The organism is Boseongicola sp. (genome assembly GCF_057460485.1).
Window position 1 is genome coordinate 1 of record NZ_JBVCWP010000028.1, and the last position, 24802, is coordinate 24802.

Below are 24802 nucleotides of genomic sequence, written 5' to 3' on the forward strand. Positions count from 1 at the left end.
CCGCCACCGGCGCTTCGAAAACGTCCGCCCGGTCCAAGGCAAATTCTGAAATGAGAAACTGCCCTATAAATGCGTCCGGCCAGCCATCGGTGACTTCTGTCAGGTAGGTATGCCCCGTGGCCGTTGCCTCAAACGTTTCGGATTTCACCGCAACTTCGGTAAAATCAATACGTTGAAGGGCAGGATCAAACTCGAAATACGCACGCGCGACATCAAATCCGATTGGGTCCGCCCCCCCCGCAGGGCTCAATGCCCCGTCAGCGATGTCCAGAGTGCCCGACAGCCGCGCCAGCCCTTCCCCCCCGTCATATTCAGCCCGTACCGCGCCCGATATCGGCGCATCCAGCACGCCAAGCCATGACAGGGCCGGCGACTGCACCGCAATGTCGGCCGCAGCCACATCGACCAACCGCATTCCCAACGCGATGTCGCGCGTGGCGTCATCGAAGGAAAATGACAACTGCACTTCAGCAACGTCATCCGTCCCGTTGAAGACATCCGACGACACCGACAGTGTCAGCCCGCTGGTCGAACGCCGCAGTTGCAACGACGCATTCGTGGCCTGCCATATGCGCCCGGTCCGCGCATCCTCAAGCGCGAACACCACGCGCTCGGCAGACACATCCTGAATGGACGCAAGCGGGCCTTCGGTCAAAGCCGCATCAAGCGCGCTCAAAATATCCGGAAGGCTTTGCGTTTCCCGCGGCACGCCACCTGCAGAACCAAAAGCAAAGGTTCCATCAGCTGCGCGCCGCAACGTGACCTGCGCCCCGTTCAGCACCACATGCTCTGCCGCAAATCGTCCGCGCAAAAGCCCGCTTGGCGACAACCGCGCCGACACACCGTTCAAAACCGCAACACCGCCCCCGCCCGTATCGCCGATCGACACATTCGACAGCCGCACCCTTGGCGCCAGATCGCGCCCCAAAGTGACGGCCACGGCGCCGATTTTTACCGCTCCGTCAGGCAGCCGTTCCGACACCGACACTGCAATCCGGTCCCGTATGCTATCCGGCAAAGGTACCGCGCGATCCGACAAAATCAGCCCACCCAGAAACAAGACAAAACTTGCCAGAACAACCGTCGAGATAAGCCCCCTGCCAAGCCGCCCATGCCGCTTGGCGCGCGCAACACGGCGCTCCGCCCGCGTCCGAGTGCGACGCCCAGGCTTGGGGGTGTCTGCCTCGGGCTGAGACTTAACTTCCGACTTTGGTTCCCTGGTCATAGACGTCTTTTCTATCTTTTTCCTGCCTCGCGCTCTGTATTCTCTGCCGATCCGCGCTAAAACCCAACAGGCATTCGTGACGCATCTTGTGAAACTTCTGAAAAAGGACTGCCCCATGTCGCTTGAAGGAAAAACCGCCCCTGATTTCACGCTCCCACGCAATGGTGGCGGAGACGTTACCCTGTCTGCGTTACGCCCCTCAAAAGTTGTTCTGTATTTTTATCCGAAGGACGACACCAGCGGATGCACCAAAGAAGCGATTGGCTTCACCGAAGCAAAGGCCGCGTTCAAAGCTGCCGGCGCCGTTGTGGTCGGCATTTCCAAAGACTCCGCCGCAAAGCATGACAAATTCATTGCCAAGCACGACCTTGATGTGATCCTTGCCTCGGACGCCGATGGTGACGTCTGCGAAACCTATGGCACCTGGGTCGAAAAGCAGATGTACGGCAAGAAATACATGGGGGTCGAGCGCGCGACCTATCTGATTGACGGAGCGGGAACGGTGGTGCGTGAATGGCGCAAAGTAAAAGTCCCTGGACATGTCGACACCGTTCTGGCGGCCGCACAAGAAAGCTAAACTCCCTCGCCCTTGACTGTCTTCGCGGATAGCCAAAGGGCGACAGGCCTTAAGGGACTATTCAGCATGGCAACGCTTGCAGAAATGGCGGTCGAGGTCCTAACCACCGCCAATGGCCGCGAAAAAACAGCGATCAGCCGCGCAAATGCAGCCCGATGGGTTGCTGCGCGTGGCGCGGGCGACGATATCGCTGTGGGGCACGCAGCTCCCCCTGCCTTTCCCGCGCGCCCTGAACGACCCGAACTGGTGTCGCCGCGCGATGTACCGCGACGCAAACCCGGCTCCCCTGACGGTCGGATTGCCCTTCTTCACGCCGTGGCGCACATCGAACTCAACGCCGTTGATTTGCACTGGGATCTTATCGCACGGTTCACGGACGTCTCCATGCCGCCCGGATTCTATGACGATTGGGTCAAAGCCGCAGACGAAGAATCTAAACATTTCAATCTAATGTCTGACTGTCTTGAAGCACTTGGCAGCCATTACGGCGCACTCCCGGCACACGCGGGCATGTGGCGCGCAGCAGAGGACACCGCCGGCGATCTTATGGGACGCCTTGCGGTCGTCCCCATGGTGCTGGAGGCGCGCGGGCTTGATGTGACGCCCGGCATGATCGAGGTTTTCCGCAAAGCCCAAGCAGACGACGCAGTGGCCGCCCTTGAAACGATCTATAGCGAAGAGGTCGCGCATGTGGCTTACGGCTCGAAGTGGTTTCACTTCCTATGCGGGCGAGACGGCCTTGATCCCAAACCCGAATTTCATGCCCTTGTCCGGCGCTATTTCCACTCAACCCTTAAGCCACCGTTCAACGAAGAAAAGCGTGCCGAGGCTGGCATCCCTCCCGATTTTTACTGGCCGTTAACCAACGAAGCCTGAAAGTCGGCGATATTCTGCCGAATTCATCAATTAAAACGACCTCTTAGGCCCACACGGGTCAGCGTGGTTGCCAGAGTTTTCCACAGCCGTTAACACCATGGAGTTGGCAGTCTTCGGGGGAATGATGCCGCATTGGGACAACGATGACGGGACAGGCAGAGTGATCCAAAGCTTCGCGAAAAAAATTCATGCGTCTCTCGAACGCGCATTCCCCGAACAAAGGCTTTTCCTGCGTTCGGATACAGAAACCCGCTTCATTCGCCTTTCGCCTACGACCCAATTCGTAGGCCTGACAGGCTCGGCCCTTTTGGTGGGTTGGACGATTATTTCCTCGGCCATTCTCTTGATGCAAAGTCTTGGCGCTGGCGACCTGCGCGAACAGGCACTGCGCGATCAGGCTGTTTACGAGGGCCGGCTGAACACTCTTGCCTCTGAACGCGACACGCGCGCAACCGAAGCCTCCGATGCGCAGGCACGGTTTGCCGTCGCTCTTGCCGAGGTTTCAGCGATGCAGTCGCGGCTTTTAAGGTCGGAAGAACGCGCTAAGGAATTCGCCACCGGCATCGACGTCATTCAAACCACGTTACGCGACGCGATGAACGAAAGAGACTTCGAACGTTCCAAAAACGAAACGCTGATCGCACGTATCGCTGAAACTGAGGCTGCAAGCCCGGAAGTGACCCGGATGAGCGATCTTGAGACCACGCTTGATTTTCTGTCCGTCGCTCTTGGCGATATCGCAGTCGAGCGTGACGAAATGCAATTGTACGTCGCAGAAGCCGAAAGCGCGCTTGACCGCGTCGCGCTGGACGCGCGCCTCGGAGACGAGCGCAATGAGCGCATCTTCAGCCAGATCGAAGACGCCGTTGAAACATCGCTGACCCCGATCGACAATATGTTCTCAGCCGTCGGACTGCCCACCGACAGTATTCTCGAACAAGTTCGTCGCACCTATTCAGGCCAGGGCGGACCGCTGACGCCTATCCGCGTCTCCACGTCAGGCGACGCCGAGATTGATCCAATAACCTCGCGCGCAAACGAAGTTCTTGGGCGCCTGGACGAATTGAACCTTTATCGCATCGCCGCCGAGAAGCTTCCTTTCGGCTTTCCTGTGCGCGGCAGCTATCGTAGCACCAGCGGCTTTGGCCCGCGTTGGGGCCGCACGCACGAAGGCCACGACTGGGCCGGATCGCGCGGCACACCAATACACGCAACCGCGGATGGAACGATCGTGCATGCTGGTCGTCAGGGCGGATATGGCAATCTGATCAAAATCCGCCACGACTTCGGATTCGAGACCCGCTACGCCCATTTGTCAAAAATCCGCGTACAAGTTGGCCAAAGGGTCTCGCGCGGCGAGCGTATCGGTGATATGGGAAATACCGGACGGTCGACGGGCACCCATCTTCATTATGAAGTGCGCGTCGGCGGTAAAGCCACCAACCCGTTGAAATACATCAAGGCAGCAAGAGATGTTTTCTGAAAGCAAAATAAACGAGCCGGGCCCCAAAACGGACGCGCCGGCGGATACTGAGAAAAAGGCCTCCGATATGAATCAACCAAAATCCGGAACAGACTTCACCTCATCGACCCCCAAGGCGAAGCCCCCTGCGTCGGTCCTTTCGGCTGATCTGAACATCACCGGTGACATTAAGACCACCGGTGACATCCAGATCGAAGGTAAAGTTGAAGGAGATATTCGCGCTCACCTTTTAACCGTCGGCGAAGGCGCCACGGTAAACGGCGAATGCATTGCGGATGACGTTGTGGTCAACGGCCGTGTTGTCGGGAAAGTGCGCGGATTGAAGGTGCGCCTGACCTCTACTGCACGTGTCGAAGGCGACATCATCCACAAAACCATCGCGATTGAATCCGGCGCTCATTTTGAGGGATCGGTTCAGCGTCAAGAAGACCCGCTAGCCGGTGCTAAGGCCGGCATGTCGACGAAGCCTGCAACGGCTCCGACGCCCTCTGCGTCTTCGCCTGACACCAAAAGCTAATCTCCTGATTCTACAGGCAAACAAAAGGCCCGCGCTTTAATCGTGCGGGCCTTTTTCGTGCGCTATGCACCATCACACCGGGTGATATAGCGCCCGCCGATACAGATGCCATGTTGCATGACCCAAGACCGGCAACGCCACAAACAACCCCAAAAACGCGGGCAACATCGCCACAAATAATAGTACCGCTATCAGCACCGCCCAGGCGCCAAGCACCGCCTTGTTTCTGGCAACTGTCTTAAGGCTAATCAGCATCGCGGTCACAAAATCGACTTCCTTGTCCACCAATAACGGCAAGGACATCACCGCAATCCCGTAGACAAAGAACGCCACGCCAGCCCCCACCAAAGCCTGCATGACCATCATCGCGATGCCATTGGAGGTGAAATAAATCTCATAAGAACTGCTCACATTCGTCAGCGCCGACAACCCAAAGAACATCGCGAACGTCATATGGGCGAAAAAGCTCCAAAACAGGAAAATCAGCGTCAGAATAACCCCGATCCAGGGCAACTGGCGCGTGCGTTCGCGCCAGACCACACCCACGATTTCCGATTGTTCCAGCGGCTCGCCTGCTTCAATACGGCGGCTCACCTCGTAAAGCCCGACAGCAGCAAATGGCGCGACCAAAGGGAAACCCAAAGCAAAAGCCAGCGTCCACAGGAATGTCCCCGCCCCAATCCAGACAAGCCCGACGCCCACTAAAACGTAAAACGCGCTAAACGCCAATCCATACCCCGGAGCCCGCCGGAAATCCCAAAGTCCCGCCTTCAGCGAGGACCAAAGCTCTGCAAAAGTCACCTGCCCAATCTCCGGGATCGGCGATGCTTCACGTTCGTCCGGTTCCATTAAGCCCTCTCACGCCACGGATATGCTCTAAGGTACAAAAGCACGCTGCCTGCCGGGCCGCAAGGCAGCGCAACTGGCTCATTCGTCCTGCGGACACAACAGTCGGATCAATCCCGACAAGTGCCATAGAATCAGTGCGCACCACCGCATGCTCTGCGCACAAGGCCGTCGAGCGCGCATTGTCGTCCCGCACACCACTGTAAAACTTCTAAAATCCAATATCCTCGGACATCCGCACCATCGCATCGGCACCAAGGATCAACGCAATTTTCTCTCGCCGACGGTCAGGGTGTGTGGACAACATCCCCCACCAACAATGATCACCCACCGGCGCCGGTGGATGGAAACAGTCAACCGCTCCAGCAGAGGCCACAACCCGTCCGCTCGCGCGACAACAAAATCACGCCGCGTCTTAATTGCCCCCCGCATCACCGCCGCCGCAGTTGGCAAGACCCCGCACAGTCAAGGGCAACCTCAACCATCGCCAAAAGCGCATCGGGGCTGTCTGGGCAGATGCGCACCACCTCAAGATCAACGCCGACTTTTCCGTTGCCAGAATCTTGCGCGCAAGAGACAGCGAAGCATCGGTGGAAATCGACAGTCCAAAAATATCGGCCGTGATCGCGCGTGCTTCAACCGCAATAATGACGTCTTCGATGTGTTGGCGCGGCACCCAGCACCTCGGCACTACCCCCTGAATGCGCACCATTTGATCCAGAAAGTCGACGCCCCCGCAGGCATATTCCGCAACACCGACAGCGCGCCAGTACCACGTCAGCTCGGGATCATCCTTCAGCAACTCACAGCGCCACAGATCGCCGCGAAACGCCCTGCTGCTCGTCACTTCCATAGTAAATGTCGTTCATACGCCAATCGCTTCGCAATCAGCTTGCAAAGACGATGCGGGATTGGTCATACTTTTTAAACTTGCGTTTTAGTCGTCGCCCCGTGCTTCTGCACGGCCCATCCCCGACACGCCCATCGCCAACGTCGCGGCCATAAACCCGTCCAGATCACCATCCAGAACACCCGAAGTATCACTGGTTTCAAAGCTGGTCCGCAAGTCTTTCACCATTTGATAAGGCTGCAACACATAGGACCGTATTTGATTGCCCCAGCCGGCATCGCCCTTGTTCTCATGCGCCTCGTTGATCGCCGCGTTCCGGCGATCCAGCTCTATTTGATAAAGACGTGATTTCAACGCCTTCATCGCAATGTCACGGTTCTGGTGCTGCGACTTCTCGGATGATGTCACCACGATATTCGTCGGAATGTGCGTGATCCGCACAGCCGAGTCGGTCGTGTTCACGTGCTGACCTCCCGCACCTGACGAGCGATAGGTGTCAATGCGGATGTCAGACGGATTGACGTCAATCTCGATATTGTCGTCCACCACCGGGTAGACCCAGACTGACGAAAAAGACGTATGCCGCCGCGCCGCGCTGTCGTACGGGCTAATCCGCACCAACCGATGCACACCCGATTCTGACTTGAGCCAGCCATAGGCGTTTGGCCCGGAAATCTTATAGGCCGCAGACTTGATCCCAGCTTCCTCGCCCGCACTTTCCGACTGAAGTTCGACCTTATAGCCGTGCGCCTCGGCCCAGCGGACATACATCCGTGCCAGCATCGACGCCCAATCACAGCTTTCGGTGCCGCCCGCGCCTGAATTGATCTCAAGGAAGGTGTCGTTGCCATCTGCCTCGCCGTCCAGCAACGCCTCAAGCTCGGCCTGCGCCGAACGCTCTTTCAATGACTTAAGCGCCGCTTCAGCTTCAGAAACAATCTCGGAATCGTCTTCCATCTCGCCCATCTCAATAAGCTCGATGTTGTCCGACAACTCCTGTTTCATTTTGGTATAGCGACCCATCGCATCAGCAAGCATCTGGCGTTCGCGCATCAGCTTTTGCGCCCGCTCTGGATCGTTCCACAGATTGGGATCCTCGGTCAGCGCGTTGAATTCTTCAAGGCGATGATCAGCCGTTTCCCAATCCAGTCGCTTCGCCAGAAGCGTCAGCGACTTTTCGATCGCAGCAACCGCATTTTCGGCTTCAGCGCGCATGGGGGTAATTCTCCAAGGATGTACGTTCCTGCACCTCTATCAACCGGGTGGTCCGCCTTCAAGCACCGCGCGCAGCCCGAGCCTGACGCCGGTTGTGCAATGCAAATAGGGCGGGTGCCAGGACCCACTCATAGACAAGACCTGCGATCTGGCGCACGCCCGGTAATCCAACCCCACGTGCAAGCCACTGAAAGCCGGGCGTCTCGTGCCACAAAAGCAAAAAAGCATCGACGCCCGAAAGCAGTTCGTCCCCACGCACCACATAAAGGCGCCGCGCCGCATCGTCTGCCGTCAAACCAAACGCGCCAAGATCAACCCTGTTCAAATCGACAAAACCAAGGCTCCCTCCGGCTTTTGTTACACGGTCCCGATAAACATCAATCTCCCGAGAACAAACCGGACAATCGCCGTTGTAAATAACTGTGCATTCTTTAGTCATGAAGCTTATGTAATCCACAATCTCAAAAGGCCAAGCCGACAATCCGCATCGGCCACTCTGCTTCATCCTTTGGAAAATACCTCGGGGTCTGGGGCAGAGCCCCAGCCAGCGCGATCTTAGTAAAGCCCACCGGATGAAATCTCGCCCGCGGTGGTTTGGCCCGGCACCACAGGCACCACAGGCACAACGCCCTCAACTGCCACGCCGGGCCCCTGGCCGGTCTGAGCCACTGTCCCGCCCGTCACCATCGGAAGGTTGGCTCCCATGGCAAAACCGCCATCAAAGGTGATGCCAAACACCGGCTCCTCACCTTCACGGAAATACTCCGCCACAACGCTTTCTCCGCTCGCCCCATCGGGCAAACGCGCACCAGTGAAACGGTCGATCTTTATAAACCGCCCGCCCGCCGGAACCGCAAACCGCCCGGCCCCGTATTTCTTAAGCGCCGTTGTCATGAAAGACTGAAAAACCGGACCACACATGCCGCCGCCAGATGCGCCAGACCCTAAAGGCTTCGGCAGATCGTAACCAATGTAACAGCCCGCCGCGATGTTAGAAGTGAACCCGACAAACCAGACATCGCGCGCATCGTTGGTCGTACCAGTCTTTCCCGCAGTCGGCACACCAAGATTAACCGTTCCCGACGCCGTCCCACGCTCGACAACGCCGCGCATCATCGAAGTCAGCTGATATGCCGTCACCGGGTCAATCACTTGCCAGCGATCTGTCTCGATCCGTGGCAATTCACCGACCGGAAGATCGTATTGGGAACATTCGTCGCACACACGGTCATCGTGCCGGTACACAGTTGTTCCCCACCGGTCCTGTACGCGATCGACCAGCGTCGGCTCGACGCGCTCACCGCCGTTGGCAAACATCGAATAGGCCGAGACCATCTTAAAAAGCGTCGTTTCCTGGCTGCCCAGAGAGTTGGCCAGAAACGGCTGCATCTTGTCATAGACCCCAAAGCGCTCGGCGTAGGCGGCCACTGTGCGCATGCCGACTTCTTCAGCCAATCGCACCGTCATAAGATTTCGCGACCGTTCGATCCCGATCCGCAAAGGGGTCGGCCCGTAAAACTGGTTCGAAGCGTTTCTCGGCCGCCAGACACGGCCTCCTCCCACATCCACCTCAATAGGCGCATCAATCAGGATCGTCGCGGGAGTAAAGCCACTGTCCAGGGCCGCCGCGTAAACAAACGGCTTAAACGAAGACCCCGGCTGCCGCGTCGCTTGTGTCGCGCGGTTGAACACCGAATGCTGATAGGAAAATCCGCCCTGCATCGCGATCACACGACCATTGTTCACGTCCATCGCCATGAACCCACCCTGAACACCGGGGATCTGACGCAGTGAGAAAACCGGGTCTTCCTCAGAGCCACCGTCGTGTCGCACATGAATTACGTCACCGACGCTTAAAATATCGCTCGGGTTTGACGCCCCCCGGATCCAGTTCAAATCGCCGGGCTTGATGAAATGTCCGTCAACGCCGTTGTCCCACCCGTCGACGCCGATGCGCGCAACAGTATCGCGCAATTCCAAAACAACGGCCGGATACCAGCCCGCAATATCGCGCGGCACAACGGTTTCGCCCAAAGCCTGACGCCAGGCAGCCCGACCGTCTTCCCCAAGACCGCTTAACGCTGCAGGATTGATCTCAGCCGCTGCGCCGCGCCACTCGCCTTGCGCGCGGTCATACTTTTCCAAAGCTTCGCGAAGGGCCGCCGCTGCAGCGTCCTGCATCTCGGGATCAACGGTTGCACGCACCGTAAGACCCGCAGATTTAAACCCTGTATCCCCAAAGTCACGGCTCAACTGACGGCGTATTTCATCAGTAAAGTAGTCGCGCGGCGGAAGCTTCTTGCGAAAGCCTTCATAGTCCCCGTTTTGCACTGTTAGCAAAGGCGCTGCCCGCGCCGTGACAAATTCGGCCTCGCTTAGATAGCCATTCTGGTACATCTCGCGCAGAACAAAGTTGCGCCTCTCGGTCGCACGCAGAACTTCCAGCACCGGATGGTAATCGTAAGGCGCCTTCGGCAAAGCCGCGAGATAGGCGGCGTCCTGTGGCTCCAAATCGGCAAGCGTTTTGTTGAAATAGGTCTGCGAGGCCGCCGCCACACCGAACGAGCGGAATCCAAGATCAATTTCATTGAGATAAATTTCCAGAATCTTGTCCCGATCAAGCGAATTGACCATCCGGTTCGCCAGAATGATCTCTTTCAGCTTCCGGTCTACGGTGCGCTCACCGCTTAAAAACGAGATCTTCGCAACCTGCTGGGGGATCGTCGACGCGCCCCGCACGGACTGACCCCGGCTTTCAACTGCCACATAAGCCGCCGCCGCAATTCCGCGTAAATCAAAGCCAGCATGCAGGTAGAAGTTCTTGTCTTCCGCCGAGATAAACGCGTGCTTGACCAGATCGGGAATTTCCTCCGCAGCCGCATATATCCGCCGTTCCTCGGCAAATTCATCAATGATCCGGCCTTCAGTCGAATAAATCCGGCTAATGGTTGGCGGCAGATAATTGGCAAGGCTCTCGTGGTCGGGCAAATCCCGCCCATACACCCAGAACACAGCCCCCACGGTTAACGCGGTCATCACAAGGCCAAGCGTTATCATGCTGAAAATCGCGCCAAAAAATGAAAAAACGAACCGGATCACTCAACCAACCTCTTCGATAAGTCCCTCATATACCGCCCTGTCTCGCCAGCGTCAAAAGGGCGCTTGCGTCGCATCGGCCAGTTGACGCCAAAAAATCGCAAATGTTTTGTCACCTCTTGTGCAGCAGTTGCGAACACGTCATCTGGCGCACATGAAACCCGAAGATATCCTGCCCACCTATAACGAAGTTGCCGAGACCTGGGACCTTCAACGCAATCAGGCACTTTTCGAGCGTAAGTGGCTGGATCGCATGCTGAATTACGCTCCCGGCAAAAACGTTCTGGACCTTGGCTGTGGCGCCGGACGTCCTATTGCAAGCTATCTTCTGGACCGTCGCGCAACCTTAACTGGACTAGACGGCGCGCCGGCGATGATTGCTCTTTTTCAGACAAATCTACCCCAAGCACGCGGCATCCTTGCCGATATGCGCGGTGTCGATCTTGGCGAAACATTCGACGCCATTCTTGCCTGGAATTCGTTTTTCCATCTCTCGCCGGACGATCAACGCGCCATGTTCGAGGTGTTTGCGCGCCATTCAGCTCCGGGAGCCGCCTTGATGTTCACATCAGGCCCCGAGGAAGGCGAAGAAATCGGAGAGGTGGCGGGTCACAGCCTCTATCACTCCTCGCTGTCCCCCGACGAATACGAAGGCTTGCTCAACGCCTACGGCTTCAAGGTCAAACATTTCCGCCCCGAGGACCCCGAATGTGCGGGTCACACTATTTGGCTTGCGCAGTTCACTTCCTAAAGCCCTGGCGCATCAGAAAATCCTCGTCGGCCCAATGCAACAGCGCATCGCGAACTGCCTCGCTTGCCCGTGCGCTCCATTCTTCCGACATGAGACGCTCGCGATCCCGATCGCTTGACAAGAACCCAAGCTCGACCAGAACAGATGGCACTTCTGCCGCCTTCAAAACTGTAAAACTTCCGCGGCGATGCGGATTGGAGTTCAGCGCCAGCTCATAGCTGCGAAACCCAGACACAATCGTCTCCGCCAAGGCTTCGGATCGCGGCATCGTCTCGCGCCGTGCCAAGTCCAAAAGCACAAATGCAATCTCGTCCTCGGTTCCCGCAAGGTCGACGCCCGCCAGGATATCATTCTGCGCATGGCGCTCGGCCAATCGTAAAGCCACTGCGTCCGTGAGGTTATCGGTCAGCGTGTAAACCGTCATGCCAGAAGCCACGCCATCATCTTCGGCCAGCGAATCTGCATGCAGTGACAGGAACACACCTGCCCCCGCCGCCCGCGCCAGAGTCATGCGCGCCTCCAGTGGCACAAAAACATCAGCCTCCCGCGTCATCACCACTTCAAACCGTCCCGTGCGGAGCAGGACTTCTTTCAACTTATGCGCAAACGCCAGCATCAGTTCCGCCTCGCGCAAATCGCCGTCCTCGGCGCCGGGATCAATGCCCCCATGCCCCGGATCAAGCGCCACCCGCAGGCGCCCGGACGCGGGCGGGGGCGCGGCCACCACAGGAGAAACTTCCACCGGGTCAATTCCGGCATTGTCGCGAAAATCATCTGCCGTCGTCGGTATCAATTGCATGGTCAGCAAAGCCGACCCGTCATCCGCAACCCGCATTTCAGCCGAGTCCACCGCCAAAGGCTCGCGCAAGACGACGACAAGCCGTGACCATCCCGGCCGATACGCCCCCGTGTTGACCTCCAAAACGCTACCAGAGTCGACCTCAAGCGCCGCATCCCAAACCAATTCTGCAAAATCCACGATCAAGCGCGGTGGCCCATCAAGCGTATGAACGCGCCATGGCACTGGTTGAGACATCTCTACATTTAACTCGACACGACCACCACTATCCGAAATAGCCGCGCCACCGCCAGCAAGACGCGCCAAGCCGGCGCCCGGCGCCTCGGCCAAGGCGCTGTGCGAAAGAAACACAAGAATCAGGGCACAAACGGCGCTGTAAAAAAAAGGATACTTGCTCATTGCCTCAGACTTTTCGAGTTTTCTCGTTATTGTGCTCAGACTAGCCTATCGGCGACTTCCCGCCAAAGGCTTTTCAGCGAATATGGCCCGCCGCCCGCATATATGTCTCCAGACGCGCCAAGCCTTCTTCGATATCTGCCGTAGCCCGCGCATAGGAAAACCGCAGCGTGCCCGTGCCACGCGCTTTGTCGAAATCAAGCCCCGGCGTCACCGACACCCCAGCTTTGTCTAGAATATCGCGCGCAAGAGTATGTGCATCTTCGGTGATCCCGCTGACATCGGCATAGACATAAAACGCCCCGTCCGGCGGAGCGATCCGCTCAAACCCCGCCCGTGGCAGGCCCGCAAGCATCAGCGAACGGTTCGCCGCATAGACGCCAAGGTTCGCTTCCAGCTCGGCCCCGCATTCCATTGCCGCCAAAGCCGCAATCTGTGACGCATGTGGCGGACAAATAAACATGTTCTGCGCCAGCCGCTCAACCGTCCGCACATGCCCCTTCGGCACGACCATCCAGCCGATCCGCCACCCCGTCATGGAGTAATACTTGGAAAACGAATTGATCACATATGCGTCGTCGGTGATCTCCAAAGCCGAAACCGCTTTGCGCTCATATTCAATGCCGTGGTAAATCTCGTCCGAAACAAAAGCCGCGTTGCGGGCCTGGCACGCCTCAATTAACGCCGTCAAAGCCGTTCTATCCAGCATCGTCCCCGAAGGATTGGCCGGCGACGCCACAATCAATCCGGCAATATCATGTGGCAAATCGCCCGCCACCGGTTGATAGCGATCCTCAACGCGCGTTTCGATATCCACCGGTTCAAGGCTTAACGCCCGCAAAATCTGTCGATAAGACGGATAGCCCGGTGCGCCCAAAGCCACGCGATCCCCTGCATCAAACAACGCCGTAAACGCCAGCAAAAAGCCCGCCGACGACCCCGAAGTCACAACCACGCGCGCCGGATCAAGGTCGATGTCATGCCGTTCGTCATACAGCCTGGCAATCCGCGCGCGAAGGGATGGCAACCCAAGCGCTACTGTATAGCCAAGCGCGCTCTTCTCCATCGCCGCCACCAGTGCAGCACGCGCACCTGAAGGGGCGCCGGTCCCCGGCTGCCCCACTTCCATATGGATAATATGCCGCCCCGAAGCTTCCGCCCGCGCTGCGGCCTCCATCACATCCATGACGATGAACGGGTCTACATTCGATCGACGTGACAGGCGCATCGGGACCATTCCTTCAAAGGCAAACGGATCTCTTGCCTGCCGCGTCGAACACGTGGCGTCAATGCCCCGTGCGACAACAAATCTTAGTGAAGTCCTTGCCACGCATAAGCTTCGCATGGTCTTGTGCTTGGACAGTTTTTTCCGAGGAGTCGCCGATGTTTCGTTCAATCTTGATGACAAGTGCTCTGTGCCTTGCCACCGCGTTTCCAGCCGCCGCCACCGACATCGATGCGATGACAGACGGCGAGCGTGACGCCTTTCGGTCCGAAGTGCGCGCCTATCTTCTCGAAAATCCCGAAGTCCTGATGGAAGCCATCGCGATCCTTGAAGAACGCCGGACGCAAGACGCGTCACAAGCCGAAGTTGCCATGCTTGAGCAATACAGCGAAGAAATTTTCAACGACGGTTACAGCTACGTTGGTGGCAATCCCGATGGCGACGTTACCGTGGTCGAATTTCTCGACTACCAGTGCGGCTTTTGCAAACGCGCGTTTCCAGCCGTCGAAGAGCTGATCGACAGCGACGGCAATATCCGCTTCATCGTCAAGGAATTCCCGATCCTTGGGGATGCGTCAGTGCTAGCGTCGCGCTACGCTCTCGCAGTTAAATCGCTTTATGGCGATGACGCTTATAAGACCATGCACGACGAAATGATGTTGTTGCGCGGCGACCTAACCCCGCAGACTCTGGTGCGTCTTTCCGGTGATTTTGACTTCGACCATGACGATATTCGCACAGAAATGGACAGCGAAGAGATCACCCGTATCATCGCGGCCAACCGCGATCTGGCAGCGCGCCTTCAAATCCAGGGCACGCCCAGCTTCATCATGGGCGACACGTTCGTGCGCGGGTTCCTTGAATTGGACCAAATGCGCCGGGTGGTTTCCACCGAACGACAAAATCGGGGCTGACGGCACCCACAGATTTCCCAACGCTGGCCTTGCTAACTATCGAACGATAGCTGCCCAGTTTAGGACAAAGTCACTCGCCTGCGAAGCATAGTGCGCTGACATTTCCTGCGCGCTACCCCGATAGGGATGGAGCGACGGACAGGATAAAACGAACACTTGCAGCTCTTGGTATTCTAACGCTCGCCGTCTGTGGCGAGCTTCCGCAAGATGGCAGATGGAATGCGCAGCTTTGCCGCCACCAGTCCCCCCTCGCAACGACAACGTCTAAAATGATCGCGAGGTCCCCAAGCTAGGTTTACGCCAGCCTGCACCGCGCGTTGCCAGCTGGCGTAAACCCAAAGCGTCAGTCGCTTGTCACAGTTTGGGGTTCAGACTACCCGCATTTCGCACGGCAACACTGTTCAATTCGAACGCAGCGGCTCAAAAGGCGTGATCTCCGTTTATAAACGCACATTCGGCGCAATCACCCCCGGCTCTACTGACGGCGGTTACATGGCCTATGTCGTGAATTCAGATCCTGGCCCGGCGGCACAGGCCTGGATTTCTGCGGTGCCTGAATAAGCTACTGCGATTTATATGCTGCGGTCAGCGAATGAGCCTCGGGCGGAACATCAGATGCCCCGCGATGCCGTAACCGATCGGTAAACTCGCACTTACTCCGCTGCCTCAACTGCTTCTGCAGATTCTACTGACTCGGCCGCGTCAATCGCGGCCGCCTTCTTTTCAACCTGCTCGACGATGTGTTCCACCATTTCCTCGTTGGACAGCTTGTGGCTTTGCTTACCCGCAAGGTAGACCATGCCCGAACCAGCCCCGCCGCCTGTAAAGCCGACATCCGTCATCAAAGCCTCGCCCGGCCCATTCACCACACAACCAATAATCGACAGGCTCATCGGTGTTTTGATGTGCTCAAGTCGCTTCTCCAGCGCCTCAACGGTTTTGATCACATCGAACCCTTGGCGGGCACAAGACGGGCATGAAATGATGTTCACCCCCCGATGCCGCAGACCAAGCGCTTTCAGGATCTCATAGCCAACCTTGACCTCTTCCACCGGATCAGCAGACAGGCTTACGCGGATCGTGTCGCCAATCCCCATCCACAAAAGATTACCAAGCCCGATAGACGATTTGATCGTCCCCGAAACAAGACCGCCCGCTTCGGTAATTCCAAGATGAATCGGCGCGTCGGTCGCATCCGCCAGTATCTGATAAGCGGCCGCCGCCAGAAACACGTCCGAGGCCTTGCAGCTGATCTTAAATTCGTGAAAGTCGTTATCTTCCAATATCTTGATATGGTCGAGACCGCTTTCCACCATCGCCTCCGGACAGGGCTCGGCGTATTTATCCAACAAATGCTTTTCCAGCGATCCCGCGTTGACGCCGATACGGATCGAACAACCATGATCTTTGGCCGCTTTGATCACTTCTTTGACACGCTCCTCGTTCCCGATATTGCCAGGATTGATCCGCAAACACGCAGCCCCCGCCTCGGCCGCTTCGATCGCGCGCTTATAGTGAAAGTGGATATCTGCCACGATCGGCACCGGACTTTCGCGCACAATCTCTTTCAAAGCAGCCGTAGACGCCGCGTCGGGCGTCGATACCCGCACGATATCGACCCCAGCATCGGTCGCGCGTTGGATTTGGCCAATAGTCGCCTTGACGTCTGTTGTGTCTGTATTGGTCATCGTCTGCACCGTGATCGGCGCTTCGCCCCCAACAGGAACATTACCCACATGAATTTGGCGGGATTTACGACGGTATATATTGCGCCATGGGCGGACGTGGTTCAGCGTCATCAGGCTGCCTTATGATAGATACGCGGTCCCTATGAATAGGCAAAGCGTGGCACGCTGGCAATCGTGCGATGTCAGTTGGATGCGGCCGCTTCGGCAACCGCCACAAAGCGCGCTAAATCAGAATCGCGTTCAATATCAGCAACTTGATATGTCTCCAAGATCGCATCGCGTGCAAGTGACACGTTTTTAATCACCTCGGGACCAGCACCGGCGGGACCATAAGTCGCGCCGTTCACCTCAAAATACAGCGATCCCGCATTGCCCGCACGCAAGGTCGCAGGGGCCTCGGTCAATGGCAGATCAAACTGCTCGCCAGCATCAAGGATTTTCTCGAAAATAACTGTGCCGTTTGCACCCGTTACACGCACCCAGGACGGGCGAACTGCAAACAGCGCAAGCGTTGGCGAAGCCTCTTCGACCACCTGCACTGTCGGCAGCAAATTATCTGTTTCGAACCCCGCCGAAAGGTTTGCGGTAACCGGAATGGCACTACCAGGAACTGCAAACGGTAAGTTATCGGGGCGCGGAGGCTCCGCGGCGCTCAGTCGCGTATCACGCTCTGGCGCAAACGCACCAAAAGAATTGGGATCAATCGACGCTATAGGCCCGTCTCGCGCGACCATGACCGGTATATCCAGCGCAACGGGACGTGACACGCGATCAATACGGTCAACCCCGGGTACAAGCCCCGCCGTCACGTCAGCTCGAGGAATTTCGCCCGCAGGCGTAGCGACCGCCTGCGTCATCGGATCAAGCTCGGCCAGAACATTCGGCGTCTGCTCAACCGGCGCAAAGCGCACTTTCTGCACTTCTTGCAGCACAGACCAGCCGCCATATCCAATACCTGCAATCAGCACCATCAACACCATGACCGAGCCAATGGCACGTGGTTCGATACCGGCAAAAACAGCTTCGCCTTTCGGCATATAACTTACACTGGGTTCGATAAACGGATCGCGCAGATGGGCGGGCTTTTTCTCGCCATTGGCATTGCGGGCTTTCGAGGACCCCTTGGAAGACCGGCGAACGGACGCATCAGCAGACATTCCGTGAGCAACCGAGAAATTGCCCTCCTCGCAGAACGTCTTGAACGCCCATTCCGGATCAAGTCCAAGGTAGCGCGCGTAAGATCGCACATAACCGGCAATAAATCCGGGCGTCTCAAACGCTGAAGCGTCGGTATTTTCAATAGCTGCAATATAATTGGCCTTGATTTTCAATTCGCGCTGAACATCAAGAAGAGACTTACCCAGCGTAGCACGCTCGCCTCGCATAGTATCACCGAGCAGCAAATCAAAATCGTCGAAGCCTTTCAGCCTCGCCGGTTCATTTTCGTCTGACGCCTCAGGACGCCTGCTCATGTGTCCTGCCCCATTTAAACTCACCGTTGTCCCTACCCGCAACCGGCAGAATCGGTCACGAGGATAATCCTCTAACCACTAACACAGCACTTGCGTGCGGTCACTTGTGGATAAGTCCTAAGCGGAGAGTTCGGCGCGATTGAGCGCACAATGCGACCAAAGTTCGTCCATGGCACTGACCAATGCATCCATTTCACGCGGTCCGTGCACCGGCGACGGCGTGAACCTCAGACGCTCCGTGCCGCGCGGAACCGTGGGATAATTGATCGGCTGAACGTAGATACCAAAGCTATCAAGCAGCATATCGCTTAAGACTTTCGTATGCACCGGATCGCCGACAATCACCGGGATGATATGGCTGCCGTGATCAATGATCGGCAGTCCCAGCCCCTTCAGACGCAGCTTCAGAATGCTGGCTTGTGTCTGGTGTTCTTCACGGCGGGTGCGATCTGTTTTCAACACCCGGATACTGGCCGCCGCACCCGCGGCAACCGCCGGTGGAAGCGACGTCGTAAAGATGAATCCCGGCGCATAAGACCTTACTGCATCACACATTTTTGCGCTTGATGCGATGTAACCACCGTGCACCCCAAAGGCCTTCCCAAGGGTTCCGTTGATGATGTCGACACGATGCATAAGACCATCACGCTCAGCCACACCGGCGCCGCGCGGGCCATACATGCCAACAGCATGAACCTCGTCGATGTAGGTCAACGCGCTGAACTCATCGGCCAGATCGCAAAGCGCCTCAATGGGTCCGAAATCACCATCCATTGAATAAATCGATTCGAACGCGATCAGTTTCGGAGCAGCAGGATCATCCGCCTCTAGCAATTCACGCAGGTGTGCCACATCGTTGTGACGGAAGATGCGCTTCTCGCCACCGTTGCGCCGAATGCCCTCGATCATCGAGGCATGGTTGAACTCATCCGAATAAATGATCAGCCCCGGGAAAAGTTTTGGCAGTGTGGATAACGTGGCGTCATTCGCGATGTAAGCCGAGGTGAAAAGCAGTGCCGCCCCCTTGCCGTGAAGATCAGACAGTTCGGCCTCAAGCGCCTTATGATAGACAGTCGTCCCCGAAATATTACGTGTCCCACCGGACCCGGCCCCCGTAGCCTCAAGCGCCTTGTGCATTGCGGCCAGAACCTCAGGATGTTGGCCCATTCCAAGATAATCGTTACCGCACCAAACGGTTACGGGTTGCTTCGTGCCGTCCTCGCGCTCCCGCACGGCATGCGGAAATTGTCCTCGCGTGCGTTCAATATCGATAAAAGTCCGGTAACGGCCTTCTTCATGCAGTTTGTTCAGGGCAGCGTCTAGCTGAAGGTCATAATTCACGTTTGTCATCTCCGTAATCCGAATATGCCTAAATTATCCACCAGTCAGATGGCAAGGAACAAATTGACGCTATAACACAGATCAATTTCTAACGATTATCGCGCAATCGTCGGCGCCTTTTGCGTCCTGAGTGCAGGCCCCCAACGCCCCGCCCGGCGATGGGGCCATCGCCCAAGCCCCGGTCGAGCGTGATATTGCAAAAACCTTCGCTCCAGCCGCCGGTGTATAGCGGTCGAAAAAGCCCCGCGTCGCGTCAAGCGACAAGCTAAGCGAGCGTCGTTGATATTCCGGTGGTAAAATGCGTGCTGCGATCTGGCATGCTCCTGATGTTGCACGTTTTGCCGCTCCACACGCCGCAATTGCCGCCGTATCAGCGGCGTCGACGGTATGGAAATTGAACGCTCCCTGAAGCGCCTCGCTGACAAGTCCCTCGTCTGGCGCATAGGCAAGGGCCCCGTAAAACTTCGCCTTGGTCCCGGTTTGCTGCTCAATCAAGGGGATTAAAGCCTTGATCGTGGCGCGGTCTTTGTCGGACAGGCCACGTACCAGCTGCAACCCGATCCCGGACGTGTCAAACAACTCAGCCTGCGCAACCCTTCCGCTGACAGGCTCGGCCGCCGCCGCGTCAGACGTCCACCCAAGACAAACCACGCACAAAAGGACTAACCTCATCACATTCTCCTAATTCTTTGTCTGCGACCTTAGGGCCTTCTCCAGGTCCAGACCAGACTGGACGTCATACGCAGGCCTGATAACGTCCCGTCGAAATTAAAGTTCGGAGACGCATAAAATGAGCCTCGACACCATTCTTGCCCGCATCGACGATGACCTTCCGAACGCGCTCGAGCGCCTGATGACGCTGTTACGCATTCCGTCGATCTCAACCGATCCCGCTTACAAAAAGGACTGCCTCACGGCCGCCGAATGGGTCGTCGCCGACCTTTCTTCGCTTGGCGTGGACGCAGAAGTGCGCCCCACCACAGGCCATCCGATGGTTGTCGGCCATGTCGGCGAAGGCGCGCCGCACCTCTTGTTTTATGGACACTACGACGTGCAACCGGTCGACCCCCTAAATCTGTGGAACCGCGCGCCCTTCGATCCCGCTATCGAAGACACGCCGCACGGGAAAGTGATCCGTGGCCGTGGTGCAAACGACGACAAGGGCCAGTTCATGACCTTCGTCGAAGCCTGCCGCGCCTGGAAATCCGTCACAGGCGAATGGCCCTGCCGCGTGACTTTCTTCTTTGAAGGCGAAGAGGAATGCGGCTCGCCGTCTCTGGTGCCGTTCCTTGAAGAAAACGCTGAGGAATTGTCCGCCCCCGACATAGCCCTGATCAGCGACACCAGCCTGTTTGACCGCGACACGCCCGGCATCACGACCATGCTGCGTGGCCTTCTTGGCGAAGGACTGATCATCACAGGCCCCGACCGCGACCTTCACTCCGGCGCTTACGGTGGCGCGGCAATGAACCCGGCCCGCGTGTTGTCAAAAATTATCGCAAGCCTCCATGACGACACAGGCCGTGTCACTGTTCCCCGCTTTTATGACGGCGTCCCCGAGATCAACGCCGACATCCTGGCCCAATGGGAGGCCCTCGGTTTCGATGCGGCAGGCTTCCTTAGCGACGTCAAACTGTCCGAACCTGCGGGCGAACAGGGTCGCAGCGTGCTTGAGATGCTCTGGTCGCGCCCCACCTGCGAAGTTAACGGTCTGGAAAGCGGCTATACCGGCGACGGCTTCAAAACCGTCCTGCCATCGCTCGCCCGCGCCAAAATCAGCTTCCGCCTTGTCGGCACGCAAGACCCCGCGCAAATCCGCAAGGATTTCCGCGCGATGGTTCAGGCGCAACTGCCCGCCGACTGCTCGGTCGAATTTTTCGACCACGGCTGCTCTCCAGCCTCGGTGATGAAAACCGACAACCCTGCGTTCGGCAAAGCCCGCGAAGCGCTCTCGGAAGAGTTCCCAAAACCCGCTGCCTTCATCGGTAGCGGTGGCTCAATTCCAATTGCCGGGCATTTCCAGGACATTCTGGACCTCGACACAATGCTGATCGGCTTTGGCCTTGAAGACGATGGCCTCCATAGCCCGAACGAAAAATACGACGTGCGCAGCTTTCACAAAGGCATCCGCAGCTGGGCGCGCATCCTTGATAAACTGACGAGCTAACCCGAGCCAAGAAACCCGCGAAGCACGGCAATCGTCGCGGCGCCGGATTGATCAGGAAAGAAATGACCGCCAGGGATCGCCTCGGCGGTCATGTTTTTAAGCCACGCATCCCATGTGCCCGGAATATCAAACATCTGCGCCATAGCCCCGTCAGCCCCATAAAGCACAAGTGCTGGTCCCTCGAACCTCCGCCCCAAATCAGACGCGTCGTGATGCACATCCACCGCCAAAGTGGCCCGATAGTCATTGGTCATTCCGGCAATCGTCGCAGTGTCACGCCACGCCGCGCGATAGGCCTCTAAGGCCGCAAACTCTGAAAGCTGCGAACCGCCCCAGCCAAGCAAACACGTCTGATAGAAATGATCGGGGTCAGCCTCAATCATGCGCTCAGGAAAGGGCGCAGGCTGCGCAAGGTATGACCAATGGAAATAGGCCGCCGAAACCTTGGAAGACCAGTTGTCCAACAACGTATGCGTCGGAACGATATCCATGACCGTCAATGACCTAAGCCTGTCCGTCGCATCCAACGACATCCGATGCGCCACACGCGCACCACGGTCATGCCCCACCAGATGAAAGGTCTCATGACCAAGCGACGTCATCAACGCTAGCATATCGCCACCCATAGCACGGAAACTGTAGTTGGTAAGGTCCACCTTGGCCGCAGGCTTCGACGATGCGCCATAGCCGCGCAAATCAGCCGTCACCACGGTAAAGTCCCGCGCTAGCGTCGCGGCAATTGGGGCCCACATCGCCCGCGTTTGTGGAAACCCATGCAACAACAAGACCGCAGGTCCTGCCCCTGCCACGTCATATGCTATCTCGATCTCGCCATGCTGAAAAACTGCCATAGCGACAATCGTCGCCGCAGAAAGTCTCAAAGACAAGAGAAGAAAGTGGCGCGGTTGACGGGGCTCGAACCCGCGACCCCCGGCGTGACAGGCCGGTACTCTAACCAGCTGAGCTACAACCGCGTATCCTACCCGCGCGCTTCTATGGATCTGCGGTGATTGCGTCAAGCAGATTTGGGCCGCGACCATCGCTTCACCTCAGTCAGCGCGCACTTGTGGGCCGATAAATGCGCCGATAGCGCGTCATAACGACGTGAAAACGGCGGTTGGTCTTCAATTCCTGCGGTTAATCCAGCCAGACCGGGAACTGCAACAGCCACCAGCTGAGGCTGGTGTGATCAAAAGGAACAGTTGAAACTGTTCTTTTTTAAGAGAACGCCTCCGGCGCATATTTGGATTTCCTTTCCGATTAGAAATCAGAGGGTTTAGACCAAAGAGTGGGTATTGAACAAAGCCTGTGCCGATCGCACAACGCTCTTTCACATATCAGCGGCTTCGCGCTTTTCCTGCTCAAGCTTTTCCATCAATGGACGGTAGTAGACATGAAGCCTGTCGCCCATGTCACCAAGCGCGCGCTTGTCCCAAAGGATCCAGCGCCCCTTGTCGGCCCGAACCGCATCCCCGTCCTTATATTCCATCAACCGCTCTGGCTTGATGTAGTCGCCCGGCAACGTCACCGCCGCCACACCGTCGCGGCGCTTTTGCACCCAAGGTAAAGCCCCCTTCAAATAGACCAGCCACTTGCCCGTATGCATGTATTCATTAAGAAACTTCACCGCCAACGTGTTCGGCAACCGGTTGATATGCATCTGCGCAATCCAACTGATAAACCGCTCGTCCCCGATCATCGGACGGATCGAGTAATCGCCGAATTTCTCATAAAGGGCACGAAATTCGTCCGCAATATAAGTGCATTCCGCCGGGTGATAAACCACCATCGACGAGTTGCCGCGGGCGTAACGTTTCTTGTTTGTCAGCTTATAAACCAACCGCCCTGGCCAACCAAACGGCAGAACCACTGACTGCAACATCAAGATAGATTGGCGGTTCTTCATCAGCTTCAACGCTTTGCCAATATCCCCGAAAATCGCCGTGTCCAGATCAATGAAAATCGCTGGCAGATCGTCAGGAACAACATCCTTTGAAAACATCGACAACTTCGCGTGCAGCGCGCCGCTTAAAAAGCGCGGGTTCAGGAACCAGGGATCAAAGTCCACGATCTGAATATCAGGATGCATGCCCGTGCGCGGACGATCCGAAATCAGAATAAACCGCGGCTTGGACGCAGATGTGCGGATCACCGCTTCGACGGTGTGATTGATATAGGCCGAGGTATATTTATCACCCCAGCATACCAACACGCATTGCCACGTCGGCTCTTGCATCTCGCGGCCCGCCCTAATGATTTCCTCCATGGTGCGAAGGATAACATCCGCCCAGTGGAACGGCGAGCGTTTGGTGGGTGATGAGAGGCTCGAACTCCCGACATCTTCGGTGTAAACGAAGCGCTCTACCAACTGAGCTAATCACCCGTGCCGCGGTGCCTACATTCGACTTGAGAAAAACGCAAGACCCTCGGTTTCAAGTTATTCAAATCTCTTCGCGCTCGGTGCCCTGACCGACCCACCACTGCGTGCCAGGGCCAATGCTGCCCAAACGATCCGTACCATTATAAAGCGGACAACTGTCCAGCGACAAGCACCCAGAGCCGATGCAGCAGCCCATCTGATCCCTCAGGCGCGTCATCAATACATTCCTCTCATCAACCATCGCCTGGCACGCCGCCGCCGCCCGCGCCAATGTCTTGGCGCTCACGGCTTTTCCGCGCAGGAGACGATCCAGAACAACCTCTCACTCGGCCAAAGGCACGCCAACGCTCTGGGAAATCCGCGTGATCGCGATACGGCGCAACTCGCGCCGGTCATAGCGGCGATGGTTTGCGGACGTGCGCAAGCTTTCGATCAGCCCTTCGGTCTCATAATAGTGCAGCCTCGCCACAAAAATACCCGCCCGCTCTGCCATTTCTCAAACGCAGAAAGCCGAATGGCGCACATCCGCAAAACCAGGAGGTGATGGCATGGCTCACGATGATAGTCGGTTGAACAAGTCGCGCCAGAACCCGCCCGACACGCTCCCATAAAACCTCAAAACCTTCGCCACCCGGTGCCCGCCTATATATATCCGGCGAAGTCTCAACACCGTGATCCAGGCACCTGACAGCTATGTCGTCGCGCGGAAGTTCCGTCCAATCACCAATCTAGATCTCTCGCAAATCGTCGATCACTGTCGCAGTGATCCCCAATAGCTCCAGCGCAAGCTCGGCCCTCTGCCACGCCCGCCCCTGCGGGCTGACAGTTCCACGCTGACTTTCCGGCGAAATACCAAACGCGCCGAGACTTTCTCCAATCGCGACGGCTTGCATCAGCCATGTATTGGTCAGATCGGAATCCAACGCGCCCTGCCAACGGCCTTCGCGGTTCCACTCCGTACCGCCATAGCGCAGTACAAAGATA

At 57.2% G+C, this 24802-nt stretch carries 24 protein-coding genes, 2 tRNA genes and 1 pseudogene; 8 read left to right on the forward strand and 19 right to left on the reverse strand.

Annotated features, from left to right (window positions below; all coding sequences use genetic code 11):
* Positions 1-1225, reverse strand: a pseudogene (locus AC221Y_RS05950) (hypothetical protein); the annotation flags it as partial.
* A 115-nt stretch (positions 1226-1340) separates the two neighbouring features.
* Here AC221Y_RS05950 and AC221Y_RS05955 point away from each other — a divergent pair.
* The 4 genes from AC221Y_RS05955 (at position 1341) to AC221Y_RS05970 (ending at position 4678) form a co-directional block, all read left to right on the forward strand.
* Positions 1341-1802 carry a peroxiredoxin gene (locus tag AC221Y_RS05955; RefSeq protein WP_299753918.1) on the forward strand — a complete coding sequence of 154 codons (462 nt, stop codon included), beginning with the start codon at positions 1341-1343 and terminating at the stop codon, positions 1800-1802.
* Positions 1803-1868: 66 nt separating this feature from the next.
* Positions 1869-2678 (forward strand): ferritin-like domain-containing protein, encoded by an 810-nt coding sequence (locus AC221Y_RS05960; protein ID WP_299753919.1) that lies wholly within the window; start codon positions 1869-1871, stop codon positions 2676-2678.
* A gap of 67 nt (positions 2679-2745) precedes the next feature.
* Positions 2746-4161: a M23 family metallopeptidase gene (locus tag AC221Y_RS05965; protein ID WP_299753920.1), complete on the forward strand. Its 1416-nt coding sequence runs from the start codon at positions 2746-2748 to the stop codon at positions 4159-4161.
* Complete coding sequence (locus AC221Y_RS05970; RefSeq protein ID WP_486706957.1) at positions 4151-4678, forward strand: bactofilin family protein; 528 nt, start codon at positions 4151-4153, stop codon at positions 4676-4678. Before AC221Y_RS05965 ends, AC221Y_RS05970 begins: the two co-directional genes overlap by 11 nt.
* A 72-nt stretch (positions 4679-4750) precedes the next feature.
* Here AC221Y_RS05970 and AC221Y_RS05975 read toward each other — a convergent pair whose 3' ends face one another.
* The 5 genes from AC221Y_RS05975 to AC221Y_RS05995 form a co-directional block, all read right to left on the reverse strand.
* On the reverse strand, positions 4751-5527 hold the full coding sequence (locus tag AC221Y_RS05975) for a DUF2189 domain-containing protein (protein WP_299753922.1): 777 nt from the start codon (positions 5525-5527) through the stop codon (positions 4751-4753).
* A gap of 412 nt (positions 5528-5939) precedes the next feature.
* On the reverse strand, positions 5940-6377 hold the full coding sequence (locus AC221Y_RS05980) for a hypothetical protein (RefSeq protein WP_486706958.1): 438 nt from the start codon (positions 6375-6377) through the stop codon (positions 5940-5942).
* 84 nt (positions 6378-6461) lie between these two features.
* Positions 6462-7589 carry a peptide chain release factor 2 gene (prfB, locus tag AC221Y_RS05985; protein ID WP_486706959.1) on the reverse strand — a complete coding sequence of 376 codons (1128 nt, stop codon included), beginning with the start codon at positions 7587-7589 and terminating at the stop codon, positions 6462-6464.
* A 58-nt stretch (positions 7590-7647) separates the two neighbouring features.
* A complete protein-coding gene (locus tag AC221Y_RS05990) occupies positions 7648-8028 on the reverse strand; it encodes a thiol-disulfide oxidoreductase DCC family protein (protein ID WP_486706960.1) in 381 nt (126 codons plus the stop codon).
* Positions 8029-8144: 116 nt separating this feature from the next.
* Complete coding sequence (locus AC221Y_RS05995; RefSeq protein WP_486706961.1) at positions 8145-10688, reverse strand: penicillin-binding protein 1A; 2544 nt, start codon at positions 10686-10688, stop codon at positions 8145-8147.
* 151 nt (positions 10689-10839) lie between these two features.
* On the opposite strand from AC221Y_RS05995, the gene AC221Y_RS06000 reads away from it, so the two are divergent.
* The gene (locus AC221Y_RS06000) at positions 10840-11436 is read left to right on the forward strand and encodes a class I SAM-dependent methyltransferase (RefSeq protein WP_299754541.1); all 597 of its coding nucleotides are present in this window, start codon (positions 10840-10842) and stop codon (positions 11434-11436) included.
* Here AC221Y_RS06000 and AC221Y_RS06005 read toward each other — a convergent pair.
* Both AC221Y_RS06005 and AC221Y_RS06010 read right to left on the reverse strand, forming a co-directional pair.
* The gene (locus AC221Y_RS06005) at positions 11426-12634 is read right to left on the reverse strand and encodes an N-acetylmuramoyl-L-alanine amidase (protein WP_486706962.1); all 1209 of its coding nucleotides are present in this window, start codon (positions 12632-12634) and stop codon (positions 11426-11428) included. The two genes, AC221Y_RS06000 and AC221Y_RS06005, sit on opposite strands and share 11 nt — an antisense overlap.
* A 73-nt stretch (positions 12635-12707) precedes the next feature.
* Positions 12708-13859, reverse strand: coding sequence for a pyridoxal phosphate-dependent aminotransferase (locus AC221Y_RS06010; protein ID WP_486706963.1), 1152 nt, complete (start codon positions 13857-13859; stop codon positions 12708-12710).
* A 155-nt stretch (positions 13860-14014) separates the two neighbouring features.
* Here AC221Y_RS06010 and AC221Y_RS06015 point away from each other — a divergent pair, with 155 nt between their 5' ends.
* Positions 14015-14770: a DsbA family protein gene (locus AC221Y_RS06015; protein ID WP_299754547.1), complete on the forward strand. Its 756-nt coding sequence runs from the start codon at positions 14015-14017 to the stop codon at positions 14768-14770.
* Positions 14771-15121: 351 nt separating this feature from the next.
* On the forward strand, positions 15122-15331 hold the full coding sequence (locus AC221Y_RS06020; RefSeq protein WP_486706964.1) for a hypothetical protein: 210 nt from the start codon (positions 15122-15124) through the stop codon (positions 15329-15331).
* Positions 15332-15423: 92 nt separating this feature from the next.
* On the opposite strand, the gene ispG is transcribed toward AC221Y_RS06020, so the two are convergent.
* From ispG to AC221Y_RS06040, 4 genes are all read right to left on the reverse strand, one after another.
* Positions 15424-16569: a flavodoxin-dependent (E)-4-hydroxy-3-methylbut-2-enyl-diphosphate synthase gene (gene ispG / locus AC221Y_RS06025; RefSeq protein WP_486706965.1), complete on the reverse strand. Its 1146-nt coding sequence runs from the start codon at positions 16567-16569 to the stop codon at positions 15424-15426.
* A 71-nt stretch (positions 16570-16640) separates the two neighbouring features.
* Positions 16641-17930, reverse strand: coding sequence for a helix-turn-helix domain-containing protein (locus tag AC221Y_RS06030; protein WP_486706966.1), 1290 nt, complete (start codon positions 17928-17930; stop codon positions 16641-16643).
* 117 nt (positions 17931-18047) lie between these two features.
* Positions 18048-19271, reverse strand: a complete 1224-nt coding sequence (gene hemA, locus AC221Y_RS06035; RefSeq protein WP_486706972.1) for a 5-aminolevulinate synthase — start codon at positions 19269-19271, stop codon at positions 18048-18050.
* Between the two features lie 81 nt (positions 19272-19352).
* Complete coding sequence (locus tag AC221Y_RS06040; RefSeq protein WP_299754555.1) at positions 19353-19943, reverse strand: hypothetical protein; 591 nt, start codon at positions 19941-19943, stop codon at positions 19353-19355.
* 118 nt (positions 19944-20061) lie between these two features.
* Here AC221Y_RS06040 and AC221Y_RS06045 point away from each other — a divergent pair, with 118 nt between their 5' ends.
* Entirely contained in the window at positions 20062-21438 is a 1377-nt protein-coding gene (locus AC221Y_RS06045; RefSeq protein WP_486706967.1) for a M20/M25/M40 family metallo-hydrolase, read from the forward strand.
* Here the strand turns inward: AC221Y_RS06045 and AC221Y_RS06050 are convergent.
* The 7 genes from AC221Y_RS06050 to AC221Y_RS06080 all read right to left on the reverse strand — a co-directional run.
* On the reverse strand, positions 21435-22289 hold the full coding sequence (locus AC221Y_RS06050; RefSeq protein WP_299754559.1) for an alpha/beta fold hydrolase: 855 nt from the start codon (positions 22287-22289) through the stop codon (positions 21435-21437). The genes AC221Y_RS06045 and AC221Y_RS06050 overlap by 4 nt on opposite strands.
* A 46-nt stretch (positions 22290-22335) precedes the next feature.
* Positions 22336-22412, reverse strand: a tRNA-Asp gene (locus AC221Y_RS06055).
* Positions 22413-22768: 356 nt separating this feature from the next.
* Positions 22769-23704: a hypothetical protein gene (locus tag AC221Y_RS06060; RefSeq protein ID WP_486706968.1), complete on the reverse strand. Its 936-nt coding sequence runs from the start codon at positions 23702-23704 to the stop codon at positions 22769-22771.
* Positions 23705-23745: 41 nt separating this feature from the next.
* Positions 23746-23821 (reverse strand) — tRNA-Val (locus tag AC221Y_RS06065).
* Between the two features lie 58 nt (positions 23822-23879).
* The gene (locus tag AC221Y_RS06070; protein WP_486706969.1) at positions 23880-24104 is read right to left on the reverse strand and encodes a MerR family transcriptional regulator; all 225 of its coding nucleotides are present in this window, start codon (positions 24102-24104) and stop codon (positions 23880-23882) included.
* A 36-nt stretch (positions 24105-24140) separates the two neighbouring features.
* Positions 24141-24311 (reverse strand): MerR family transcriptional regulator, encoded by a 171-nt coding sequence (locus tag AC221Y_RS06075; protein ID WP_486706970.1) that lies wholly within the window; start codon positions 24309-24311, stop codon positions 24141-24143.
* A gap of 235 nt (positions 24312-24546) precedes the next feature.
* A partial coding sequence (locus tag AC221Y_RS06080) for a histidine phosphatase family protein (RefSeq protein WP_486706971.1) occupies positions 24547-24802 on the reverse strand: 256 nt, incomplete at its 5' end.